The 19009-nt window shown below is 45.0% G+C and carries 18 protein-coding genes; 4 read left to right on the top strand and 14 right to left on the bottom strand.

From position 1 onward, the window contains the following. Positions 1-261 precede the first annotated feature (261 nt). Positions 262-957: a hypothetical protein gene (locus ACUVJL_RS29320; RefSeq protein ID WP_445249069.1), complete on the top strand. Its 696-nt coding sequence runs from the start codon at positions 262-264 to the stop codon at positions 955-957. 273 nt (positions 958-1230) lie between these two features. Beyond that, positions 1231-1908 (top strand): response regulator, encoded by a 678-nt coding sequence (locus ACUVJL_RS29315; RefSeq protein WP_445249068.1) that lies wholly within the window; start codon positions 1231-1233, stop codon positions 1906-1908. 8 nt (positions 1909-1916) lie between these two features. Here ACUVJL_RS29315 and ACUVJL_RS29310 read toward each other — a convergent pair whose 3' ends face one another. The 4 genes from ACUVJL_RS29310 to ACUVJL_RS29295 all read right to left on the bottom strand — a co-directional run bounded on the left by ACUVJL_RS29310 (position 1917) and on the right by ACUVJL_RS29295 (position 5480). Next, entirely contained in the window at positions 1917-2114 is a 198-nt protein-coding gene (locus tag ACUVJL_RS29310; RefSeq protein WP_445249067.1) for a hypothetical protein, read from the bottom strand. A gap of 271 nt (positions 2115-2385) precedes the next feature. Beyond that, positions 2386-3549: a hybrid sensor histidine kinase/response regulator gene (locus ACUVJL_RS29305; protein WP_445249066.1), complete on the bottom strand. Its 1164-nt coding sequence runs from the start codon at positions 3547-3549 to the stop codon at positions 2386-2388. Further along, positions 3546-4346: a type IV secretory system conjugative DNA transfer family protein gene (locus ACUVJL_RS29300; protein ID WP_445249119.1), complete on the bottom strand. Its 801-nt coding sequence runs from the start codon at positions 4344-4346 to the stop codon at positions 3546-3548. Before ACUVJL_RS29300 ends, ACUVJL_RS29305 begins: the two co-directional genes overlap by 4 nt. Positions 4347-4394: 48 nt before the next feature. After that, positions 4395-5480: a type IV secretory system conjugative DNA transfer family protein gene (locus tag ACUVJL_RS29295; protein ID WP_445249065.1), complete on the bottom strand. Its 1086-nt coding sequence runs from the start codon at positions 5478-5480 to the stop codon at positions 4395-4397. Positions 5481-5562: 82 nt separating this feature from the next. Here ACUVJL_RS29295 and ACUVJL_RS29290 point away from each other — a divergent pair, with 82 nt between their 5' ends. After that, positions 5563-6627 (top strand): DUF5895 domain-containing protein, encoded by a 1065-nt coding sequence (locus tag ACUVJL_RS29290; RefSeq protein ID WP_445249064.1) that lies wholly within the window; start codon positions 5563-5565, stop codon positions 6625-6627. 3 nt (positions 6628-6630) lie between these two features. On the opposite strand, the gene ACUVJL_RS29285 is transcribed toward ACUVJL_RS29290, so the two are convergent. From ACUVJL_RS29285 to ACUVJL_RS29260, 6 genes are all read right to left on the bottom strand, one after another. Continuing rightward, entirely contained in the window at positions 6631-7266 is a 636-nt protein-coding gene (locus tag ACUVJL_RS29285; RefSeq protein ID WP_445249063.1) for a hypothetical protein, read from the bottom strand. 670 nt (positions 7267-7936) lie between these two features. After that, positions 7937-10024, bottom strand: coding sequence for a hypothetical protein (locus ACUVJL_RS29280; protein WP_445249062.1), 2088 nt, complete (start codon positions 10022-10024; stop codon positions 7937-7939). Positions 10025-10308: 284 nt separating this feature from the next. Further along, positions 10309-10530 carry a hypothetical protein gene (locus ACUVJL_RS29275; RefSeq protein ID WP_333186834.1) on the bottom strand — a complete coding sequence of 74 codons (222 nt, stop codon included), beginning with the start codon at positions 10528-10530 and terminating at the stop codon, positions 10309-10311. A 206-nt stretch (positions 10531-10736) separates the two neighbouring features. Further along, positions 10737-10910, bottom strand: a complete 174-nt coding sequence (locus ACUVJL_RS29270) for a ribbon-helix-helix domain-containing protein (protein WP_445249061.1) — start codon at positions 10908-10910, stop codon at positions 10737-10739. A 415-nt stretch (positions 10911-11325) separates the two neighbouring features. Continuing rightward, positions 11326-11607 (bottom strand): hypothetical protein, encoded by a 282-nt coding sequence (locus ACUVJL_RS29265; RefSeq protein ID WP_445249060.1) that lies wholly within the window; start codon positions 11605-11607, stop codon positions 11326-11328. A 54-nt stretch (positions 11608-11661) separates the two neighbouring features. Beyond that, a complete protein-coding gene (locus ACUVJL_RS29260; RefSeq protein ID WP_445249059.1) occupies positions 11662-11997 on the bottom strand; it encodes a hypothetical protein in 336 nt (111 codons plus the stop codon). Positions 11998-12710: 713 nt separating this feature from the next. Here ACUVJL_RS29260 and ACUVJL_RS29255 point away from each other — a divergent pair. After that, on the top strand, positions 12711-14567 hold the full coding sequence (locus tag ACUVJL_RS29255; protein ID WP_445249058.1) for a bifunctional 3'-5' exonuclease/DNA polymerase: 1857 nt from the start codon (positions 12711-12713) through the stop codon (positions 14565-14567). Positions 14568-14679: 112 nt separating this feature from the next. Here ACUVJL_RS29255 and ACUVJL_RS29250 read toward each other — a convergent pair whose 3' ends face one another. The 4 genes from ACUVJL_RS29250 to ltrA form a co-directional block, all read right to left on the bottom strand. Further along, entirely contained in the window at positions 14680-16116 is a 1437-nt protein-coding gene (locus ACUVJL_RS29250) for an NCS2 family permease (RefSeq protein ID WP_445249057.1), read from the bottom strand. A gap of 34 nt (positions 16117-16150) precedes the next feature. Then, positions 16151-16372 carry a hypothetical protein gene (locus ACUVJL_RS29245; RefSeq protein ID WP_445249056.1) on the bottom strand — a complete coding sequence of 74 codons (222 nt, stop codon included), beginning with the start codon at positions 16370-16372 and terminating at the stop codon, positions 16151-16153. Positions 16373-16555: 183 nt separating this feature from the next. Beyond that, the gene (locus ACUVJL_RS29240; RefSeq protein WP_445249055.1) at positions 16556-17212 is read right to left on the bottom strand and encodes a Rieske 2Fe-2S domain-containing protein; all 657 of its coding nucleotides are present in this window, start codon (positions 17210-17212) and stop codon (positions 16556-16558) included. A 35-nt stretch (positions 17213-17247) separates the two neighbouring features. After that, entirely contained in the window at positions 17248-18873 is a 1626-nt protein-coding gene (ltrA, locus tag ACUVJL_RS29235; RefSeq protein WP_445249054.1) for a group II intron reverse transcriptase/maturase, read from the bottom strand. Positions 18874-19009 lie beyond the last annotated feature (136 nt).

Raw genomic sequence — 19009 nt, 5'->3', positions numbered from 1 at the left:
TTTGTGGGTGGGCCCATGAGCCCGAAGGCGTGTATTTTCACTGCAGGCGGGACGCTTAACCCCTACTCCCTACAAGAACCATCCTCCAATTGTGCAACGCCCGGATTTTGGCTAGAAAACTCAAATCGGGGCGATCAAGGAATCGTTAAGTATCCGAATCCTGACTCCTGACTCCAGCGATCGGTCTTAAGTTGTCAGCAATGACTCTCCCTGACTTCTGGCGATCGCCGCTATTGCGAGCGCCTTTTATGCTCGCTCGCAATGTACCTCCTTACTCTGTCCGATCTCAATCAAACTATTCATACTAGCCCACTACAAGAGCCACCTCTTGTTCCTTCCTATCTGCAAGAACGCTTGCAACTGCTTGTCAAGCAAATTTTAATGGGATTACCTGTCGAGCCAATTCTCAACAGTCACCCCCAGTTCCAGCAGTGGGTTTTCCAGCTCAAAGAACTAGCGCCATCACTGTTTTTACCGCAGCGAAAACTGTTTGTTGACATTCCAATTCAAACAAAACTAGACCGAACAAAAAGGGGAGTGACAGAAGAAAATTCTTCCCCTTCTCCTCCATCTAAAGTGATACAAGTCCGTGCAAATGTGGGTCTAGTCAAAGGAACACCCAGACTATTTGAGTGGGCGATTCGCCATCCTGTACTGACTTGGCAAGACCGAGTTAAGTTATGGGTAGCTGCCGAATTCTTCGAGATCGAGCCTCACAAGCTGCAACTGATTGTTTTGGCACTGCACCCGACTCAACCAGCAAAAAAAGTTCAGTTTGCTTGGGATAGCAAACAACACCGAAAAACTCAAAATTGGCTTTTGACTACCATTGAACCAGAGACAGAACAAACAGTTATCAAGCTCAATGGTTATCTAACACCTCAACCGAAGGAAGTAGCAACAGCTATCAATTTGGATGAAATCAATTTGGATGAAGTCAACGAAGTGTCGATCTAATCTGTTCAGACTGTGTATAGCTCTTCTGGATTTGTGGTGGAAACGTTAGTGTGAGCCTCTCGCGCGGGCTTTTCGGGTCGCATCACTAGAATTTTTCTGATCACCTAAAACTCGGGAGAATCGACTTTATTACCATCCTCCTATCGAGAGACATCCACCTTCCGACGAAATTGCCCAAAAATCAATACTTTTCTTCTCTCCATAGGAGGATGACACTCTTTAATATGAGGAAAAACAATATAGAATGGATAAAATGTAGTAGGAATTTTAGCCGTGACTGCAATTACCCCGACACAACCAAAAACAAGCCAACTAAAAACCATCCTGATAGTTGAAGATGACCCGATGATGCAGCTCGGTCTACAGCATATCCTCAATAACCAACCCCATTTAACAGTTGTCGCACAAGCTGTTAACGGTAACGAAGCCGTCACTGCCGCACTGCAACACCAACCAGACATCGTGCTGATGGACATTGACTTGCCCGGAATCGATGGTATTGCAGCCGCGCAGCAAATTAGAGCCGCACTGCCGCATACTCGCATCCTGATGCTCACCCACCACAGCAATCCAACTCAGGTAATGGCGGCTTTGTCAAGCGGCGCTCACGGCTACTGCGTTAAAGGCACTAACGCAGAACAACTTCTAGCAGCGATTACAACTGTGCAAGAAGGTGGCAGTTACCTAGACCCTAAGATTGCCGACTGCGTGCTGCAAAATCTCAAAACGCCACTGCCCGAAAGCTATGCGAATGACGACATCAAGCTGACTGAACGGGAAATGCAGGTTTTGCAGCAGCTAGTTGAGGGTAAAAGCAATAAACAAATCGCTGCTCAACTAGGAATGAGCGTCCACACCGCCAAAGGTCATGTAGAGATGATTATAGCTAAATTTGAAGCGAGCGATCGCACCCACGCCGCCGTTAAAGCACTGCGTTTAGGGCTGGTTTAGGGCAGCCGTTAAAGCACTGCGTTTGGGGCTGGTTTAAGCGTGAGAACTAACAAACTAATATAGCAATCCATTTCTCGTACTTCCGAAGTGACATCGCGATCGACATTAGCTGTTCCTAGTGAAAACAGAACTTCTTCGAGATATTCTTTAGCTTCCGCGATAGTGAGTAAATCGCGTGAAGAAACTTTATTTCTAATTGTTCTCAAATAGGCGATCGTAATCGTATTTGATAAACTTTAGTCCTCACAAATTAGGCTCTTCCGTACTTAGTGTGCTCGCGTTAACTTAAATTTATCCTCAACGCTTTGCTAGGTAAGGCTTTGAGCTCATTTATACTCTTAGCTTCCCTTATGGCCACTTGCGGTAGAGGAGCGAGCGCCTTGAAATCCCAGCCAGCTAAGGTGTAGGGCATCAGAAAACTGATAATTTGGCACACTAAGTACGGAAGAGCCAAAAATTACAGTTTATGACAGGCTGTCAATCTTCAAACTTTGGCAATGTCAACCAAAACCTCGCTCCTTTTCCCAATTTGCTATCAACGCCAATCTCTCCGCCGTGAGCCTCAACAATTTGCCTGCAAATGTAAAGTCCCAATCCCAATCCTTGCCTTAAACTAACTCCAACTCCCCTCGTATAAGGCTCGAATAATCTTGCACATTGCTGAGGAGAAATTCCGGTCCCATTGTCTGCAACCGTACAGCGAACCATCTCACCTTCCTTTTTAGCTTCTACAGTCAAAATAAACCCAGACTGATTGTATTTAACAGCATTGTCGATCAGATTGCCAAACACCCGCCAGAGCTGCTGGGCATCAGCATTGACTAAAGGCAAATCTGCTGCAAAAAGCTGCTTAACCTTGACTCGATGCTGGTTGAGAATTGGTAATCTTTCAATAAGAATATTTTGGACTAAAGTGGGCAGCGACAGCGGCTTCATGGCTAAAGAAGCACTTTTCACATCAAACTGTTGTGTTGCTGTTAGTGACTCAATCAACTGGAGTTGGCGCGAACAACTTTGCACCATAACCTCCATAGTCCGCCTATCAATAGCAATGTTACTGCCAGCATCATTGAGGCGACTTCGCAGCAGCAGCGACATTCCCGATAGAGGTGATCGCAAATCGTGCGAAACAGCGTGCAACAGCATTTTTAAATTGGCTTCTGCTTGCTGTCTTTCTTGAATTTCCTGGCTTAGCTGAACATTTTGTGCAGCCAATTGCACGTTAGCGCAGCGAAGTTGCTGCTGTAAACGCTGCATTTTAAGTTGAGCCGACACCCGCGCTAACACTTCAACAGGCTCAAAAGGTTTTATAATGTAGTCAGCACCGCCCGCCTCAAACCCTTTTACTTTGTCAAATACGTCATCTAAAGCGCTGATAAAAATTATAGGGATATCACAAGTAGCTTCAGATGCTTTAAGTTGACGGCAGACTTCATAACCATCCATACCGGGCATTTTTATGTCTAGCAAAATCAAGTCGGGCGCTTGCAACTCTACTGCTTTTAAAGCTCGCTGTCCACTAATCAACTTCCTGACTTTGTAACCGTTTTCAATTAGCACTTGAGACAGTAGTTGAATGTTAGCTGGAATATCGTCAACAATCAAAATGTCAGCCAAAAATTGTTTAGTTTGCTCCATCATCTATCGCCACCAAAGGACAGAGTTTTGAGTTTTTTCCGAATATTGCCAACCGCTATTTTCCCAGCCGCACTGTTCGCACCAGCAGCATTAACAGGCGACTTAACATCAGCCACAGTCACGGGTTCTTCTGGATCGTTCGGATGTGGCAGCAATTGGTAAGCGAATCGAATCCGCCGATCCAGCTCTTCATCTATATTGAGCAGTTTACCCGCCTGCTGCTCTACTGACAAAGCTTTCGCCCGCCTTTCAAGCTGCGGTCTGATGCTGCTGTCCCACAGTTTTTCAGACTCTTTAGCTCGCTTTATGTCGCCGGGTCGCACCGGAATCTTGAGAGGGTAGGGAAATAAAGCTTCCGTCCCCGTTGCGTAGGCCGGTGAAGTGATGACGCACTTGCCTTGAGGAAATCTCAGAATTTCGTCAGGACTAATCAGCGGTTTCTTTTGCAACTGTTCGCTCCAGTTAACAGAACGGCTCGTTTGCTGCCCCGTCGAGCTGCCAGTCGATCGATTTTTTACCAGCACTTCCACTTCCCCGTACCGCTTAGAATATTTCTCGGCTGTCTCAAAATCGCCGGGGTTGAAGAGGACGTGAGTTGACAGAGCACTGGCGATCGCAGCCCCTTTTTTATCCCCATAGAGATTATAGAGTTGATTGAGCGATTGAATGCCAACAATCGGCACGCCGCCAGCAGAACGATATTCGTTAGCCCACTGATCCATTCTGTCGAACTTGAGAGACGGAAACTCGTCTAAGCAGTACAAAAATGGGTCAGAACGTACCCGACTCAAATTAGACACCACACATAAGTGAATAGCAGCAGCTAACAGCGGCCCCACTACAGTGCGTCACTTGTTATCTAATTTGAAAATAATGCACTTTTTGCCTTCTAAAGCAATTGGAATGGTGCTGCGACCAATAAATGCCCGCAACAAATCTTTTTGAATGAAACTGGAGTAGGTAGCCTCTGCGGTGGCCTTGATCCCCGCCACTGTTTTTTCAGCATCTTTTGAACTTAATAACTGCGAAAAACTAGAGGCAATCCACCTGTCCATTTTGAGGGGATGACCGTCGGGTCGGTGAACGGCGTGGTCGATGCGCTTGACCAAATCTGGGAGTTGAATAATTGCGTACACAAAAGCTAAATCCGGGTAAGGACTGCTTTTTGCCAACTGCACTAAACCCTTCGCCATCAACTCGCCTGCTTTCTCAAAAAACTCATTGCCTTTACTCTCCCCCGGACTAGCATTTCGAGCAATAACTTGTCCAATTTCTGCTGCCATTACTGCATCTTGTGCATCTCTCATAAAATCCAGAGGATTGATAGTGCCGCTGTAAGCTTCCCCTGGCGCAAACACTTGCACATCGTAGCCATAGCGCACTGCAAGGGGTGCAAGCACTTTCATCTGGTCTCCTTTTTTGTCGTAAATAATGGCAGGAAAACCTTGCTGGAATGCACTTTCAACCATCCGGTCAATGACGCTGAATGTTTTGCCAGAACCCGGAGCACCAATGACTAAAGTTCCGCGTTCTGCGTAGGGAAACCAAACCGTCGGATTTGCACCTAATAGCGTTTGCAATCGAGCACTCAATCCCTGACAACCTTTAAACCAATAAGTCGGCGTACCGCTCCACAAAGTAACGGGCTGCCGTTTTTTTTCTTTCATTTGCGTGAGGGCAGAGCCTGTGGCTGCCAATTTTTCAGCCGTCCCGCACAGCCGCCCGGAGGTAATTTTACCTTTCCCGTTTCCAACTAATTTGGAAGCAATAAGTAAGCCTGCCATTAGCCCTAACATTGCCAGTCCCTCTGGCTTCATAAACTGACCCAACAACCCGCCAAAATCGATGCTAGTTAACGAACGTTTAGGAGGTTGAACTGCCATTGGTATCAAGGTAGCTTTGTTAATTTTAGGCAAAAATTGCAAATTGTTCATTTTTTTTAGGTCTTAAAAAACTAAATGTTTCAGCTAGCGGCTATCGCCTCAAGGGGGAGACCATGACAAAAATAGGTAAACAATGGTAAGAAGCAATAACGCGAAATCTCCCAGTAAGACAGTACAGAATTCTAGTGGAAACTCCAACAGGCAAAAGAACAAGAGTGCTGATTATTACGAGATAGATCCGGAGCTATTCAACAGTGATTACAACCAAACTCGCAAGCCCTCTTTGCCCTATGGAATCGTGATTAACGATAACCCAGCAGGTATTTTGCTCCCGAACGACCAGCTTGTCAAAGCGGAATGGCACGTAATGCCTAATGTTGAGGAATTGACAACGGTCGAACTAAGCGAAGAAGTGACAGGCTTACTGCTCCCAAAAGCGAGAATGTTGGTATTAGCTTTTGTGCCTGAGTACATCCGCTACAAAGATATTGAAGAAAATGGAGAATTAGCAGGTAGTTTTATTGGGCTTTACGACGAATATCGCGATTCCCTCGATAAAAAGACGCAGGAAGTGTGTTCCGAACACGCCCTCATCTTTCTAAATCCCAAAAACCAACCCCTGCATCAGGTACCGATTGTCGTCCGCTTCAAGAATGTAGCCCTCTGGAGCTTTAAGAGCGCTAGAGAAGAATTTTACCGCAATTTGGAACGGGCATTTGCTGATTGCTTTGGGAGAGATTACAGCGGTAAAAATGACAAGTGGCGCTCTTTGGGAGTGTTGAATGTCGAGTTTAGAGCTCTTAAAGAAGGGGAAGGCAAAAATAAATCGTTTTGCTGCAAAACTCACAGCATTACTCAGCCAACTGATGCTAATTTTCACAAGCTATTTCTCGGTCAAAAACCACAAAAGAAATTGATTTGGGGACTGCACAATAGCATTGCTGGGTTCATTGACGCTAGCGAGGCCGGGTTGCCAGCTATAGCTGCTGGTGTCGAACCTGAAGTCCAGGCGTTGCCAGAAAGCGTAACTAACCGCAAAAATCGAGGTAAATTGTCACCCCCTCGCAAAATTGCACAAGTTGAAGGAGGAACAGACTCAGAATTAGAGGAGTTAGATGAATTTTCCGAGGCTGCTGAGGTTGAAGTTGAGGTTGATTCAGCAGAAGATTTTGACTTCGATGAACCCGCAGACTACTAAACACTAACTACTGAAAAGCTGGCTGTCAGCAAGTTGATAGGTAAGGCCGTCGTAGCAAAATTGAAGCTGGCGGCGGCCTTCTTTGGAAAGCTGATTCACTCCTAGACAAGGCAAACCCTCGTGCGAGGAACTGTCAGCCTTAAACAAAGGAGTTTTCGGCGGTTTATGGGGGTCGAGATAAGCTGCAAATACTTCTGTTGGCATTTGACTTGAATCATTAGTAATTAAGTAGCCAACATAAAGGCAGCCTTTTGTGCCGCACAGAGTGGAATTATTGAAATCATAAAGGTTCAGCCGTCCTACCGAGCCATTAACTTGCCACACTCGCATTCTCTTAATTGCTTCCGCCGCTGCACTTTGCCCAGCCGCTACTTTGAGTTCTGGAAGGCTGCTGTGTTCCTTTACAATTAGGGTTAAAGTTTCTTTTGGAGTGACTCGCAAAGCTTGTTGCCAAGAAGCTGGTGCGGTTGTTGCTGAACTAGAATTCGTGCAAGCAACTGTCCCCAATAATAGCGACAGGGCGGTAAAAACTGTCAAACCAATGCGAAACCAGTAACCAACTTGATTTAACCAAACCGGGGGTTTTACAATCTTTTGGCTGCCTGCTGTTTTTTGCTTAACTCGATTTTGTTCAACCATTTGTTACTCCAATTATACAAAATAACCGAAAAAAAAGGACAATAAAGCGGAAGAAAAAGACACGAAAAGAGAGAATTTTTTGCTTAAGTAAGCTGTTGTATGTCTAAAATTTACAGTCAATTTTAATGACTTCCTTATCGGAATATAAAACGACTATGCAATTTAGAGCGAGAACAACTTAGGAACAAGTCATATCAAATCCGTTGATATCGGAATTATTAATCTCTCTCTTTTCTTTCTCTGCGTCCTCTGCGTCCTCTGTGGTTTAATCATTCCGATGCCACCGGAATAGATGTCAGAACAGAAATGCAATAAAATTCATGTTTCGGAATAGATATCAGAACAAAAACGTAAGAAAATTCATGTTTTCAGCACTTAAAAACGTCCTGTTAGCGAAAAAGTGGTTAGAATCCACTACGCTTGGGTTAGCCCTTTCAGACGAATTCCATTTCACGAATTTTTAGGATATACAGACTTGTGAAAGGAAGTTAGAGTGTTCTTACTTGAACCGTATTGTGTTAGAGTTCACGAGTGAACGCAGAGACACTATTTGTAAGGTGTTTGTAGGTGCTTTTCGGTGCAGTTGGCCACAAATACTGTAAAATTTGCTGTCTTGCGTAAGTCCTATAGTTGTTAATACCTTGCATTTCCACTTCCCCTTTCCCTTTGTTCAATGGGAGAGTGCAGCCGTGCCAAGAGTAACTGCTATCCCCAAACCGATTAATATCAGAAAAATTTGCTGCTTTCGCTTGTGAAAAAGTCGAATTAAAAACCACATTCCCCCCAAAAAAGAGCTAATGAACAGCGCAACCTTAATACTCCAACTAGCATTTAAAGTAATGCCGGAGCCGACCGAGTTGCTGATGCCATTGCTGTCACCAGAATTAGCTTGGCAATTGTCGCTGGTATTGTGGTTATAAAGCTCTCGAACTTTTTCCCCGTACTGTTTGAGAGAGTACCCGCCTAAAATGTTGGAATAGCTGGCATCAATTTTACTGCCAAAACCCCCAAAGTGTTTTTGCGCTACTCGCTCAATTAAGCGATCGCCCTTGAACACCTGCCCAGTTTTAGGGTCAATTTCCTGTTGGCTGCTGACTAAGTTCTCAGCTAGAGAATTTTGCAATACTTTATCCTGAACAGCAGGAGGAAAATATTGGAAGAGTTCCTCTCTTGTAGGTTTTTGACCTCTGTTGACGTTCAGGATAAAGTTAGCCCCCCCTGGAATTGAACTGACAGCACGCTGCACGTCTTCCCGGTAACTCATCAACTGATAGCGACCGATCGCCCGCCCGCAGTTGCGAGCTCCTTCAGTACAAACCATCTCCCCAATGGCTTCGTAGTCGGCACTGGCTGCATTTTCCAAATTGGTGATTCCTTCGGAAAGCTTTGCTAACGCCTCCCCTAATGAAGCCACATCCACACCGCTAACGTAAGTCGCGGGGCGCGCGCACTCTCGCTTCGATTCAGGTACAGGCTGAGTTGGTAAAGCGTTTTTTTTAGCTTGATTTGAACTCAGTGGCTTTGAAGGTTTTGTTTCGGATGCGACGCCTTTAGAACGCGAAATACTGTTAAAAGAACCGCCTTCCAATCGACCGACAAACATAGGCGAATTAACGCTGTAACTGAGAAACGGAACCGGACCTAGAATGTAAGGCGATTTCCCGCAGGGCAAACTAAACCTGAAGTACAGAGCCGTGTCAACAGTATCGCTGGTTTCTGACGGTTCCATTACCACTACTTTAAACACTTCCCCAAAAGGATGTCGGCCCGTCGGTTCCCAACCGCTCAAACAGCCAGAACCGCCTCGCACTTCTTGGTATTTGCCGCTAATCCACTGCTTGCCTTCTAGCGGCCCTGTGGCGCGGCGACCGGCGTTTTCCATATCGTCGAGTTCGATATAAGCGCAATCTTTCTCGCACGCTACCGCAAATCCTTCTACATCAGAACCGGAAATTGTGTTATTGCGCTTGCTCTCGTACCGACTGTAAATCATGTCAATTCGCATGATTGTGCTGCCAATGGACGCAATAGGAACAGGAAAACTAGAAAGCGGGACTTGACTGAGCAGCGGAATATTGCTGATGAGTTCCTCTGACCAGCCAGAGAACTGTTCTAAATTTACGCTATTAAGGTTGGGGATTTGGGCGATCACAAACTCAGATAGGTCAATTTGGTTAAGTTTTGCCTGCGCTAGTTGCGGTACTTGTTTTACAGCTTGACCAATTGGTAATTGGTTGATGTTAGGGTTCACTGCGGCTATTTGAGAAGATAAAGAAGCAATTGGAGGAACATCGCTCAATTGAAATTGGCCCAGATTCGGAACAATTTCAGCCAAGTGACCGACAGTTTGCTTACCCGCTAAGGGAAATGCGGACAAGCTGATATTCTCTAAATTGATATCCCCTAGTGCCAATTGTTCAATTGCTTGCAAAGAAAGAATTTCAGGTTTTACATCGTTAATGTCCCCCAGCTTCAAGATGTTGTCAACAGAAGTGCCAGCTTGCCAGCTTCGACCGCCAGAACTTCCAGAACTAGCAACCGCAGGCAGGGAACTAAAGGTAATCTGGTTCCAATCTGGCAGCAAAACTCTAGATTGTTCTTTTTCCCAAATTTTAGTAGGTAAGGAACTAGCGCTAGCAATTGATGGAAAGCTTAAGAAAATAATGCAGATGAAAGCAAAAATTAGGCAGAGTGTACTGGCAGCTATTAAAGCAGATCCTACCTGGCTTAATTTTTTTAACTGCTTTGGAATGTTCATTGGCATCCTATTTTTCTTAACTACAATCCGGTAAAAAAAGCTGCTATACTTCGGATTTTAAAAACATTTGTACTGTCTTTAAAACATTACCCAAACTAGAGCAGCATTGCAGAAATAACCAATCAGCTAAACCTCCCTATCCCTCTCTCCCTTTCCTGCTCCCCCCTCTCCATTTTAGGACTTACCCAAAAACCCGGTTTTTGAGGGTAAGTTCGTCATTTTAGGTTGAGAATGAGAACAACAAACCGGGTTTTTTAGGTTGATGCGTCCAGGACTACATTTCTTTAATCAAGCTCCAGCTCCAACTGTGGATTCGGGCGGACTGCTGAATCTGTCCAAGGAGTATCTGCTAAGTTTGACAAGTCATAGACATTTTCTTGGTAAGCGTCGTCAAAATTACCTTGACGAACTTCTGTGGATGATGAGTAACCAACTGTCAAATCAGGTTCGGACTCGTAACCCGATTTGCTATAGCCAGAATTAGGTTCAGTCCATGAATTGTGCATGGTTTTTGTTATTTTATGTGGTAAACAATTCCAATTTAAATCGCATCTAGTTCCTGCAACTTCATTCCTGTGAGCGATTTTGTTCCGTAAAAATTACCCCCTCCACATGGAGGGGGCCGCTCTATGAAAGTTACCTAACGGCTCTCAGCACTGGGCAATTCTACGAAGTTGGTAAAAATGTCTTTTAAGAAAAACGATCGTTGCCATTACTGAGGTTTCCTCTGTCGGCGCTGCCGCGATGCGGCCTTGATTGCTGACATATCCAGCGGAGTTGCTTCACCACTGTCTAGCCCAACCTGGATTTCCTGCCGCAATTCCTGCAAGCGAGTTTGCTGGAATTCTTCCCGTTCTTTCAGCAGGCGCAACCCTTCACGGATCACCTCGCTAGCAGAATAATACAGTCCGCTTGAGACTTTCTCCTGGACATACTGCTAACTCCGGTGTCAAAGACACGTTCATGCCTGAGTCCTCCTGTAATTTGGGCTATTCCATTTTCGCTTTAATAACAGGGAATAGCAATTGTTGTTATTATTGCACTAAAAAACTCGCTCTTGTGTACAAGCGAGTTGAGCAATTGCTAAAGTAAATCTCGCGATCGCTCGAAATGAACCAATCATGCCCCAAGTGGATTTCCAACTAAGCCGATAAAAATCAAAACAGTCAATTACAAGCCTGTAAAAATGTCTTTTAAGAGGGAGTAGGAACTAAAAGCTAAAGAATCCCCATGCTTAAGAAAGGGGATATGACGCAGGTTGGGATGCGTTCAAAGCTACCAAATTCGTTCCGCATTTTTTATTAATTGTTTATTAAGTCCAAGCAAATCACTTGGTTTGGTGCAAGAACACCTCCGACTTTTATTACTTGCAGCTCTCCGGTTTCGTCGGGATATTGTGCTTTAACTTGGGCAATTGCTGCATCTAAACTAGATGCCTGAGCAATATACACCTTCTCAAGAACACTTAGTACCCAAATAGGTTTGGGCCACTTATGTCGAGGTTGAAGAATTGAATAGTGAATCACTTGACCAGTATACTGAACAATTTGCTCGATCGCAGTTTCCGAACAAAACTCCCCCAATTCTGACTCAATACATTCTTTTACTTCTTTCGCAGGAATTTGCTCAAAAACTGATTATAAGAGCATTAATGCTGGTCTTGTCTGCTCTAATTGAGTGTGTTCCTGCACGACTAATGACTCTACGAAATGACTCACCTGGTTGATGATTGAGTCAAAATCTAGCTCCATCAATAAATGACCTAAATACTCCCTTAACAAATTTCTTAGCTTTTCATCAGAGATATTGATACCGCAGGTTTTCAGATAAACTGAAGGTTTATTACCTAACTTCCGACCGCAGCCAACTTCTCCATTAGCTGCATCTTCTGCTTCTATCAGTTCCATCAAGCGCGGATAACGGGTTGTATCATCTATTGTGGATTGCGGCTGGGAGGGAATTGAGTTACTCATAAAAAAGCTCGGTAAGTGGGAAACTCAGTTACATTATAGTCATAATCTTTACCTTTAAATTTAAACAATATTTTCCCATCCACCTTCATCTAAAAATTTTTTTCAAAATCTAATCGTTCCGAATTAAAGTCGCACTTAACAGTGCTGCATCGGTGAAGTTCATACATCTGAGTTCACCGTTATGAAAAAACTCCTCGCTATCGCTCTAACAAGCCTTTTTGCTCTTAATGACAACAGACGCTAACGCAGCCGTTTGTAAAAAGATTACAGATAGCAAACCAGGCTGCGACTTTTTAGGCGGCACTTGGGATAGCCAAAACAACTGTTGCGGACTTTAAAGTTTGCAACTCTTTTAAATCAAAACCAGGCAACCACTGGTTTTTTTTAGACCAACCGCCATCCTTTATGTCTCTTACCTTATTCCTAAAGTTCAGGACTTAAATTGATTTACCAAAAACCGACTTATAACTCAATACGCTTGGGTTAGCGCTTTCAGACGAATTTCATTTCACGGATTTTTGGGAATTCCAGACTTGTGAAAGGAAGTCAAATTGTTGTGAACCCAAGCCTATTAACTTATAACTCGTATAGTTCCCAAATAAAACCCATCATCCTCAAGCTACCTAATCTCGAAAACTCCTTAAAAATACTAACATTTCGTGCATTAGGGACAGATTGATATTCTTTCACTATTTTTATGAACGGAACTAATTATGAAATATAACCCGCTAAACAACCCGAAAATATCAACCGCTATTCCCAATCTTTTGACCCCAGACAAACTTAAAATAGCTCAGTTGCAAGCTACACTTAAAACTCCTTACCAACCGATCGATACTGCTTTCAATCTTGAAACAGCCCTTCAACCATTCCAACAAGCAAAAATCATCGGTATAGACTGCGAAACAACAGGGCTTGACCCATATCAAGCCAAAATTAGATTGTTACAACTTGCCATTCCTGACCATCCAGTAATCATTGTAGATTTATGGGCAATTGAACCGAGTTCCCTCGAACCATTACGCTTGCTCTTAGCGAGTCCTGCACTGAAGGTAGGTCACAACCTCAAATTTGAATGGCAAATGCTCGCTTTTGCCGGACTGGAACCATCCAAACCCTTTTTCGATACCTATTTGGCTTACCGAGTGCTGACGGCTGGACTAAAACGCCACCTGTCCCTAGAGTCTGTCACTGAGAATTTGCTTAAAGTAAAGCTAGACAAAACGCAGCAAGTTAGCGATTGGTCGGGAAACTTAACACTCGCTCAATTGCAATATGCTGCTACCGATGCTGCAATCTTACTCCCGCTGGCTGCTGCTCTGCAACAAAAACTGAAAGCTTCTAAGCTTTGGAAAACTGCTTTACTAGAGTTTGCCTGTCTGCCTGCGGTGGCTTCTATGGAACTCAACGGAATGCTTTTAGATAGAGAACAGTGGAGAGTTTTGGGAGTGAAGCTCTGTCATCAACGCGCCTCTCTTTTAAAACAAATTAATTCGCAACTCCATCGACCTAACCCTCACCAACAAATCTCTCTGCTGCCGGAATTTACGGATACAATTAATCCTCGCTCTCCCAAGCAAGTTCTAGCGGCTTTGCAACAGAAAGGCATTCCTGTTACTTCCACTAACTCTCAACATTTAATTCCTTTGCAAGGCAAGTATCCTGTGATTCAAACACTGTTAGAGTACCGCAGCTTATCTACTCGTATCGACACTTTTACTCTGGGTTTGCCAGAACACATTCACCCGATTACAGGGCGCATCCATCCCAATTGGTTTCAGATTGGTGCTAGATCAGGACGGTTTAGTTGTCGAGAACCGAATTTAACGAATATCCCCAGAGATAAGGAAACCCGACAGTGTTTTAAAGTAGCACCCGGTTGTGTCCTGCTGAAAGCCGATTACAGCCAGATTGAACTGCGGATTATGGCGAAGGTTTCGGGCGATCGCAGAATGGTGAAAGCCTATTCTCAGGGCGAAGATTTGCACTCTCTCACAGCTTCCTTGGCGCTAGCAAAACCTTTATCTGAAATTACTCTCGAAGACAGACAGCTCGGCAAAATCATTAACTTCGGTTTAATTTATGGTATGGGAGCACAGAAATTTAAGAATATGGCTCAAGCAGAGCATGGAGTGATTTTAACGCTGCAACAAGCTTCACACTTTCGCAATAAGTTCTTTGAATCCTATACAGGTATCAAACAATTTCACGGCAAAGTTCGGAGCGCCTGGAGCCGAGGTATTCGAGAGAGTCGGACAGTCTTAGGCAGAAGGAGATTATGGTCAAAAGATACTAAACCGCTGCTTAATGAGATGCTAAATAACCCAATTCAAGGGATGAGCGCTGACATTACTAAACTCGCTCTTGCTCTCATTTTTTCACCTCTAAGCTGCACGAATGCTAAACTGATTTGTGTCGTTCACGATGAAATTTTAATAGAGTGTCCTCTTGAAGAAGTGAGGCCAGTTAAAGCCTTGCTTAAAAAATGTATGGTGAGAGCCGGGAATAAATTTCTCTCTCCGATTCCTTGCGAGGTAGAAATTAAAGTGATGGAAAGTTGGGGAGGATAAACCCGCCCGACCCCACGAAAAATCCCCTGATTGACATTGCTGCAAGATATCAGGGAGATCGAACTTGATATAAGTGATTCAAACCTAGCAGTTGGATCTCGCCTGAGCCGGCTCAGGCTGCTGAATGATGAAACCGCAGCGACATAAAGATGAACCGAATCACGAAGATGCCCGCGACGATCCAAGTTCCCCCAGGCACTTCCTTGGCTCTACCTTGGCAGGTTTTCACAATCGGATAGGCAATAAATCCGATCGACAACCCTTCCGCGATCGAATACGTTAATGGAGTCAGGAAAATCGTTAGAAACGCTGGAATCACTTCCGACATATCATCCCAGGGAATTTCTTTTACCTCGGCCAACATCATCGCGCCAACAATCACCAGCGTCGGCGTCGTTGCAAAAGCCGGAATCGCTTTAAACACGGGAATGAAAAACAGCGACAGCGCAAATAATCCTGCCACAACTAAAGCGGTAAATCCAGTTCGACCGCCTTCGGCAACGCCTGCAACCGATTCAACATAAGCGGTCACGCTCGACGTACCGAATATCGGACCGATTGTGTTGCCAATAGCATCTGCCATCAGTGCTTTATTGGCACGCGGCAGCTCGCCATCGGAGCCAATATAACCAGCTCGCATTCCGACACCTGTTAACGTCCCGATGGTGTCAAAAATATCAACAAACAGAAACACAAATAGCACTGCAATCCAGTCAATAAAATTCTCGGAGTTCAGATTAGCAATTCCCAGAAATGCTTGACCAAAAATGTCTTTTGGCAGTTCCGGCAGCGCAAAAAATCCTTGAGGTGGGGGTGAAACCTTGAACAGCCAAGCCCAAATTGCAGTTCCAAAAATTCCAAATAGTAACGCCCCTCTGACGCGCCGCACCACCAATCCGGCTGTAATCGCTAAACCCGCCACAGCCAGTAGCGTGTTCGGTTCTGCTAAGCTGCCAAACGCCGTTTTTGTGGCTGGATTTGCCACAATCAATCCGGCCCCCCCATTAACAACATCTCCTGACATCCCGATGTAGGCAATAAACAAGCCAATCCCACCTGCGGTTGCGTGCTTGAGCGACTTTGGAATTGCCGCGATCAATAACTTACGTACATCTGTCAACGTCAGAAGCATAAAAATTAATCCCTGAACAAACACGCATGACAGCGCCAACCGCCAATCGATTTTCAGTCCGATTACAACTGAAAAAGCAAAAAAGGCATTCGTTCCCATTCCAGGCGCGAGCCCGAACGGGTAGTTTGCTAAAATTGCCATGCAGAAGGTTCCAACTGCCGACGCCACAGCGGTTGCTACAGCCAATTGCGAAAACAAATCTCCAGGCTGTTGTAGAAAAATCGCGTTTGACAGAATAATCGGATTGACGACTAAGATGTATCCCATCGTCATGAACGTGGTGATACCCGCGAGCGTCTCTGTTCTGAAATTGGTTCTGTAGAAATCAAACTGAAAGAACTCTGCCAGTGCTGCTTGCCAACCTGTGTAGGATTGCTTTGGTGGAATTGGTTTTTGAAATTCTAAATCAGCGCTCATGGTTTGGATCTGCGAAATTTACTTGAGATAGGAGTTAGGCGGTAAACGATCGTCCTAGACGCAATGCGGTCAATCCTTTGCGATAGGCGATCGAGCTTTTATCCTCGGCAATGTGGACTGCATCTTGCAGCGCGATCGGTAAATCTTCGGGATACTGTTCTTCAACAATGTCCTTATCTTCGCCAAACACTTGATGGTTAAAGTCCAGCGTGTCTTGCAGCGGTGCATCTTTGTCAAAATTGCGGCCTCTCGGCACGCACTACCCAAGCGCGTTTTGCGGGCCCAAACCGGACAGGCAGCATTCAGGATGTGTAACTGCCCGTTCCCAAAGGTAACGCTTAACTTCGCTGTAAACGGCAGCCACACTTCAAACAATCGACGCCACTTAAACCCAGGCGGACTCAGATGCTTTAGATTGTGCGGATAGTTGCTCACAGTGCTAACATCCCGCAGCGCGAAACCCGTGCGGTAGTCGCTCAACGGGATAATCTGGCACTTCTGGATTTTCGCGATCGCCAAAGGATTCGGTGTGAACAAACGCAAAATGACTCACATCTAGAAAGCCTTCGACTTGATGACCTGCAGCAGCTTCGTGAGCTACGCTGGCTGGCAGAACCTGAATATAGTCTGGATCGTTCCATTCCTGAAAGTATGGAAAATGCACCGAACCGTTATCCACGAGCCTTACCCACACTAAACCATAGCGTTCGGTGACAGCGTAGGTCGTCAATTTCAGCCGAGCGGGAATTGCGGCATCCGGTTGAGCGGAAATACGCGTGCATTGACCACTTTTGTCGTAGCCGACGCCGTGATATTTGCATTGGAGTTCATCGTTCTCAACCCATCCCAAACTCAGAGGAACACCGCGAGGCAAACACAAATCCCGTGCTGCAACGATCGAGCTATCGGAATGTCGAAACAGCACGAGACGTTCATCGAGCAGCTTTGCGGCAAACGGTCGAGCCGTGACTTCATGCGAGAACGCGATCGGATACCAAAACGGCGCAAGGGCTTTCCAATCAGTTCCACTAAAGGTGCAGTTTCGAGGCAATACAAACGCAGAATTGCAGGTAGGGTCGAGAGAAGATGTTACCATCTTCTCCCTCCCATTCGGAACCGTGCTTGCCACTTTCATAGCACACGGCTACTCGGGTGTACTCTTGTCATTTGAGGGTTTCCCTTCTTCCGACTTGCTTGAGGTTTCTTTCCTGAAGATACGAGTTCCAGGTTATGTTTCCTGATTAATTCCAAGTCGGTTTTAGTTTTAACATCGTGACAATGCCGATGCAATAGTTGAAGATTTTTGTACTCATCCTTACCTCCAATGGCTCTGGGGACGATGTGGTCAACTTCCATTACATCTTCATTTCTGAAAGTAAATTCGCAATGAGAACATTTCCCTTTCTGCCATTTAAGGAGTATTGATATTCTACTAGGTAAATCAGGATTTTTCCCCATTCTTGAACTCCAATAAACTAGGTCGCCATCGTAGGGACTTTTATCACCTTTAACTTTCACATAGTCGTTGCTGCCACACTCGAATTCTCTATGTGTTAGTAACCGAAGGGGGTTCGCTCCCTCTTCTCTGGTTGAGAATACCCAGTTATCACCGCCCATGGAGTGCCAATACAGTTGATGTCCTGCTTTGATGTTTCCACAACGGTGTTTTGCCCAACATCGAAGTTTCAGGTATGTGAGGTAATCTTGTTTAGAGAGTTCTCCAACGGTTTTAGCGTCAGATTTTGTATAAAAAGAAGTCCATCCCCTTATTACAGGGTTCAGGTCTCTGATTAACGCCGATTGTGGCGATGACCTATGTTTTTTGATGATTCTTCCGATTTCCTCTTGGTGAGCCTTACTTGACTTCTTATTTGGGGTGATGATTGTGTTAAAACCTAATATCTCATGTTGCAGATTTAAACTGCTCCGATGTTTTCCAGCAGGGTATTGCTGGATGTGATGACCTAAAAAGTCAAAACCAGCTTTACCATCCTCACTTAATTCATCCTTGAAAGTGTGAGTTAGCCTCGTCTTCTCAGGTTTTAATTCTAAACCCATGCCAACTAACCATTCCGAGATTATCTCTCGGCATCTTTGGACTACGAGCTTATCTTTGTGCATACACACGAAATCATCAGCGTATCTGATGAAGCTCAGGGACTTTTCTTTCATTAGCCAGCTAACTTGCATACCACGCTTGTCTTTCAAGTCTATGGTTCTGGCGTATTCCCTGAGTGTATTTTCAAGCCCGTGGAGGGCAATATTCGCCAGTAACGGGGAAATGACCCCGCCTTGTGGCGTACCCTCAGATGTAGCAGTGAACATTCCATCGTCAATTACTCCAGATTTTAGCCAGGATTTTACCTGTCTCCTGACTTTGCCTTTTATGTTCAACTTTTGGAGTAGTGCATAATGGTTGATGCGGTCAAAACACTTGGCTATGTCTGCATCTAATACAAACTTCGCTTTATGTTGAATACAGTTTTTAATCTGCTTAATCGCATCGTGGCATGACCTGCCGGGTCTAAAACCATAGCTGTTTGGCTCAAAAATTGCCTCCCATTCCGGCTCAAGTGCGGATTTTACTACGGCTTGTAAGGCTCTGTCGTACATTACAGGTATGCCCAGTGGGCGTTTTTCATTACTTCCTGGTTTTGGTATCCAAACTCTTCTCGTTGGTTTGGATTTTCCAGCTAGTTTTAATTCCCTTGCCAGTTTTAGACGAGCTGCTGGGGATAAGCTTTTGAGCCCGTCCACTCCTGCCGTCTTTTTGTCGGGTAAGGAGGAACACGTCGCCGCGTCCTCCTCCCCTAAGAACCGGACTTGACAGTTTCCCATCATCCGGCTCAAGCCTCCAAAACCTCAGAGCGTTTGCCTGTATGTATGTGCTTGT

Source organism: Microcoleus sp. OTE_8_concoct_300 (assembly GCF_031383065.1).
GTDB lineage: Bacteria > Cyanobacteriota > Cyanobacteriia > Cyanobacteriales > Microcoleaceae > Microcoleus.
This window is presented reverse-complemented; position numbering and strand designations above follow the sequence as displayed.

Coding starts and splice junctions, on each gene's coding strand:
- ACUVJL_RS29320 (WP_445249069.1), top strand. CDS start 262: ATGTACCTCCTTACTCTGTCCGATCTCAATCAAACTATTCATACTAGC.
- ACUVJL_RS29305 (WP_445249066.1), bottom strand. CDS start 3,549: ATGATGGAGCAAACTAAACAATTTTTGGCTGACATTTTGATTGTTGAC.
- ACUVJL_RS29295 (WP_445249065.1), bottom strand. CDS start 5,480: ATGAACAATTTGCAATTTTTGCCTAAAATTAACAAAGCTACCTTGATA.
- ACUVJL_RS29290 (WP_445249064.1), top strand. CDS start 5,563: ATGGTAAGAAGCAATAACGCGAAATCTCCCAGTAAGACAGTACAGAAT.
- ACUVJL_RS29285 (WP_445249063.1), bottom strand. CDS start 7,266: ATGGTTGAACAAAATCGAGTTAAGCAAAAAACAGCAGGCAGCCAAAAG.
- ACUVJL_RS29280 (WP_445249062.1), bottom strand. CDS start 10,024: ATGAACATTCCAAAGCAGTTAAAAAAATTAAGCCAGGTAGGATCTGCT.
- ACUVJL_RS29275 (WP_333186834.1), bottom strand. CDS start 10,530: ATGCACAATTCATGGACTGAACCTAATTCTGGCTATAGCAAATCGGGT.
- ACUVJL_RS29260 (WP_445249059.1), bottom strand. CDS start 11,997: ATGAGTAACTCAATTCCCTCCCAGCCGCAATCCACAATAGATGATACA.
- ACUVJL_RS29255 (WP_445249058.1), top strand. CDS start 12,711: ATGAAATATAACCCGCTAAACAACCCGAAAATATCAACCGCTATTCCC.
- ACUVJL_RS29250 (WP_445249057.1), bottom strand. CDS start 16,116: ATGAGCGCTGATTTAGAATTTCAAAAACCAATTCCACCAAAGCAATCC.
- ACUVJL_RS29240 (WP_445249055.1), bottom strand. CDS start 17,212: ATGGTAACATCTTCTCTCGACCCTACCTGCAATTCTGCGTTTGTATTG.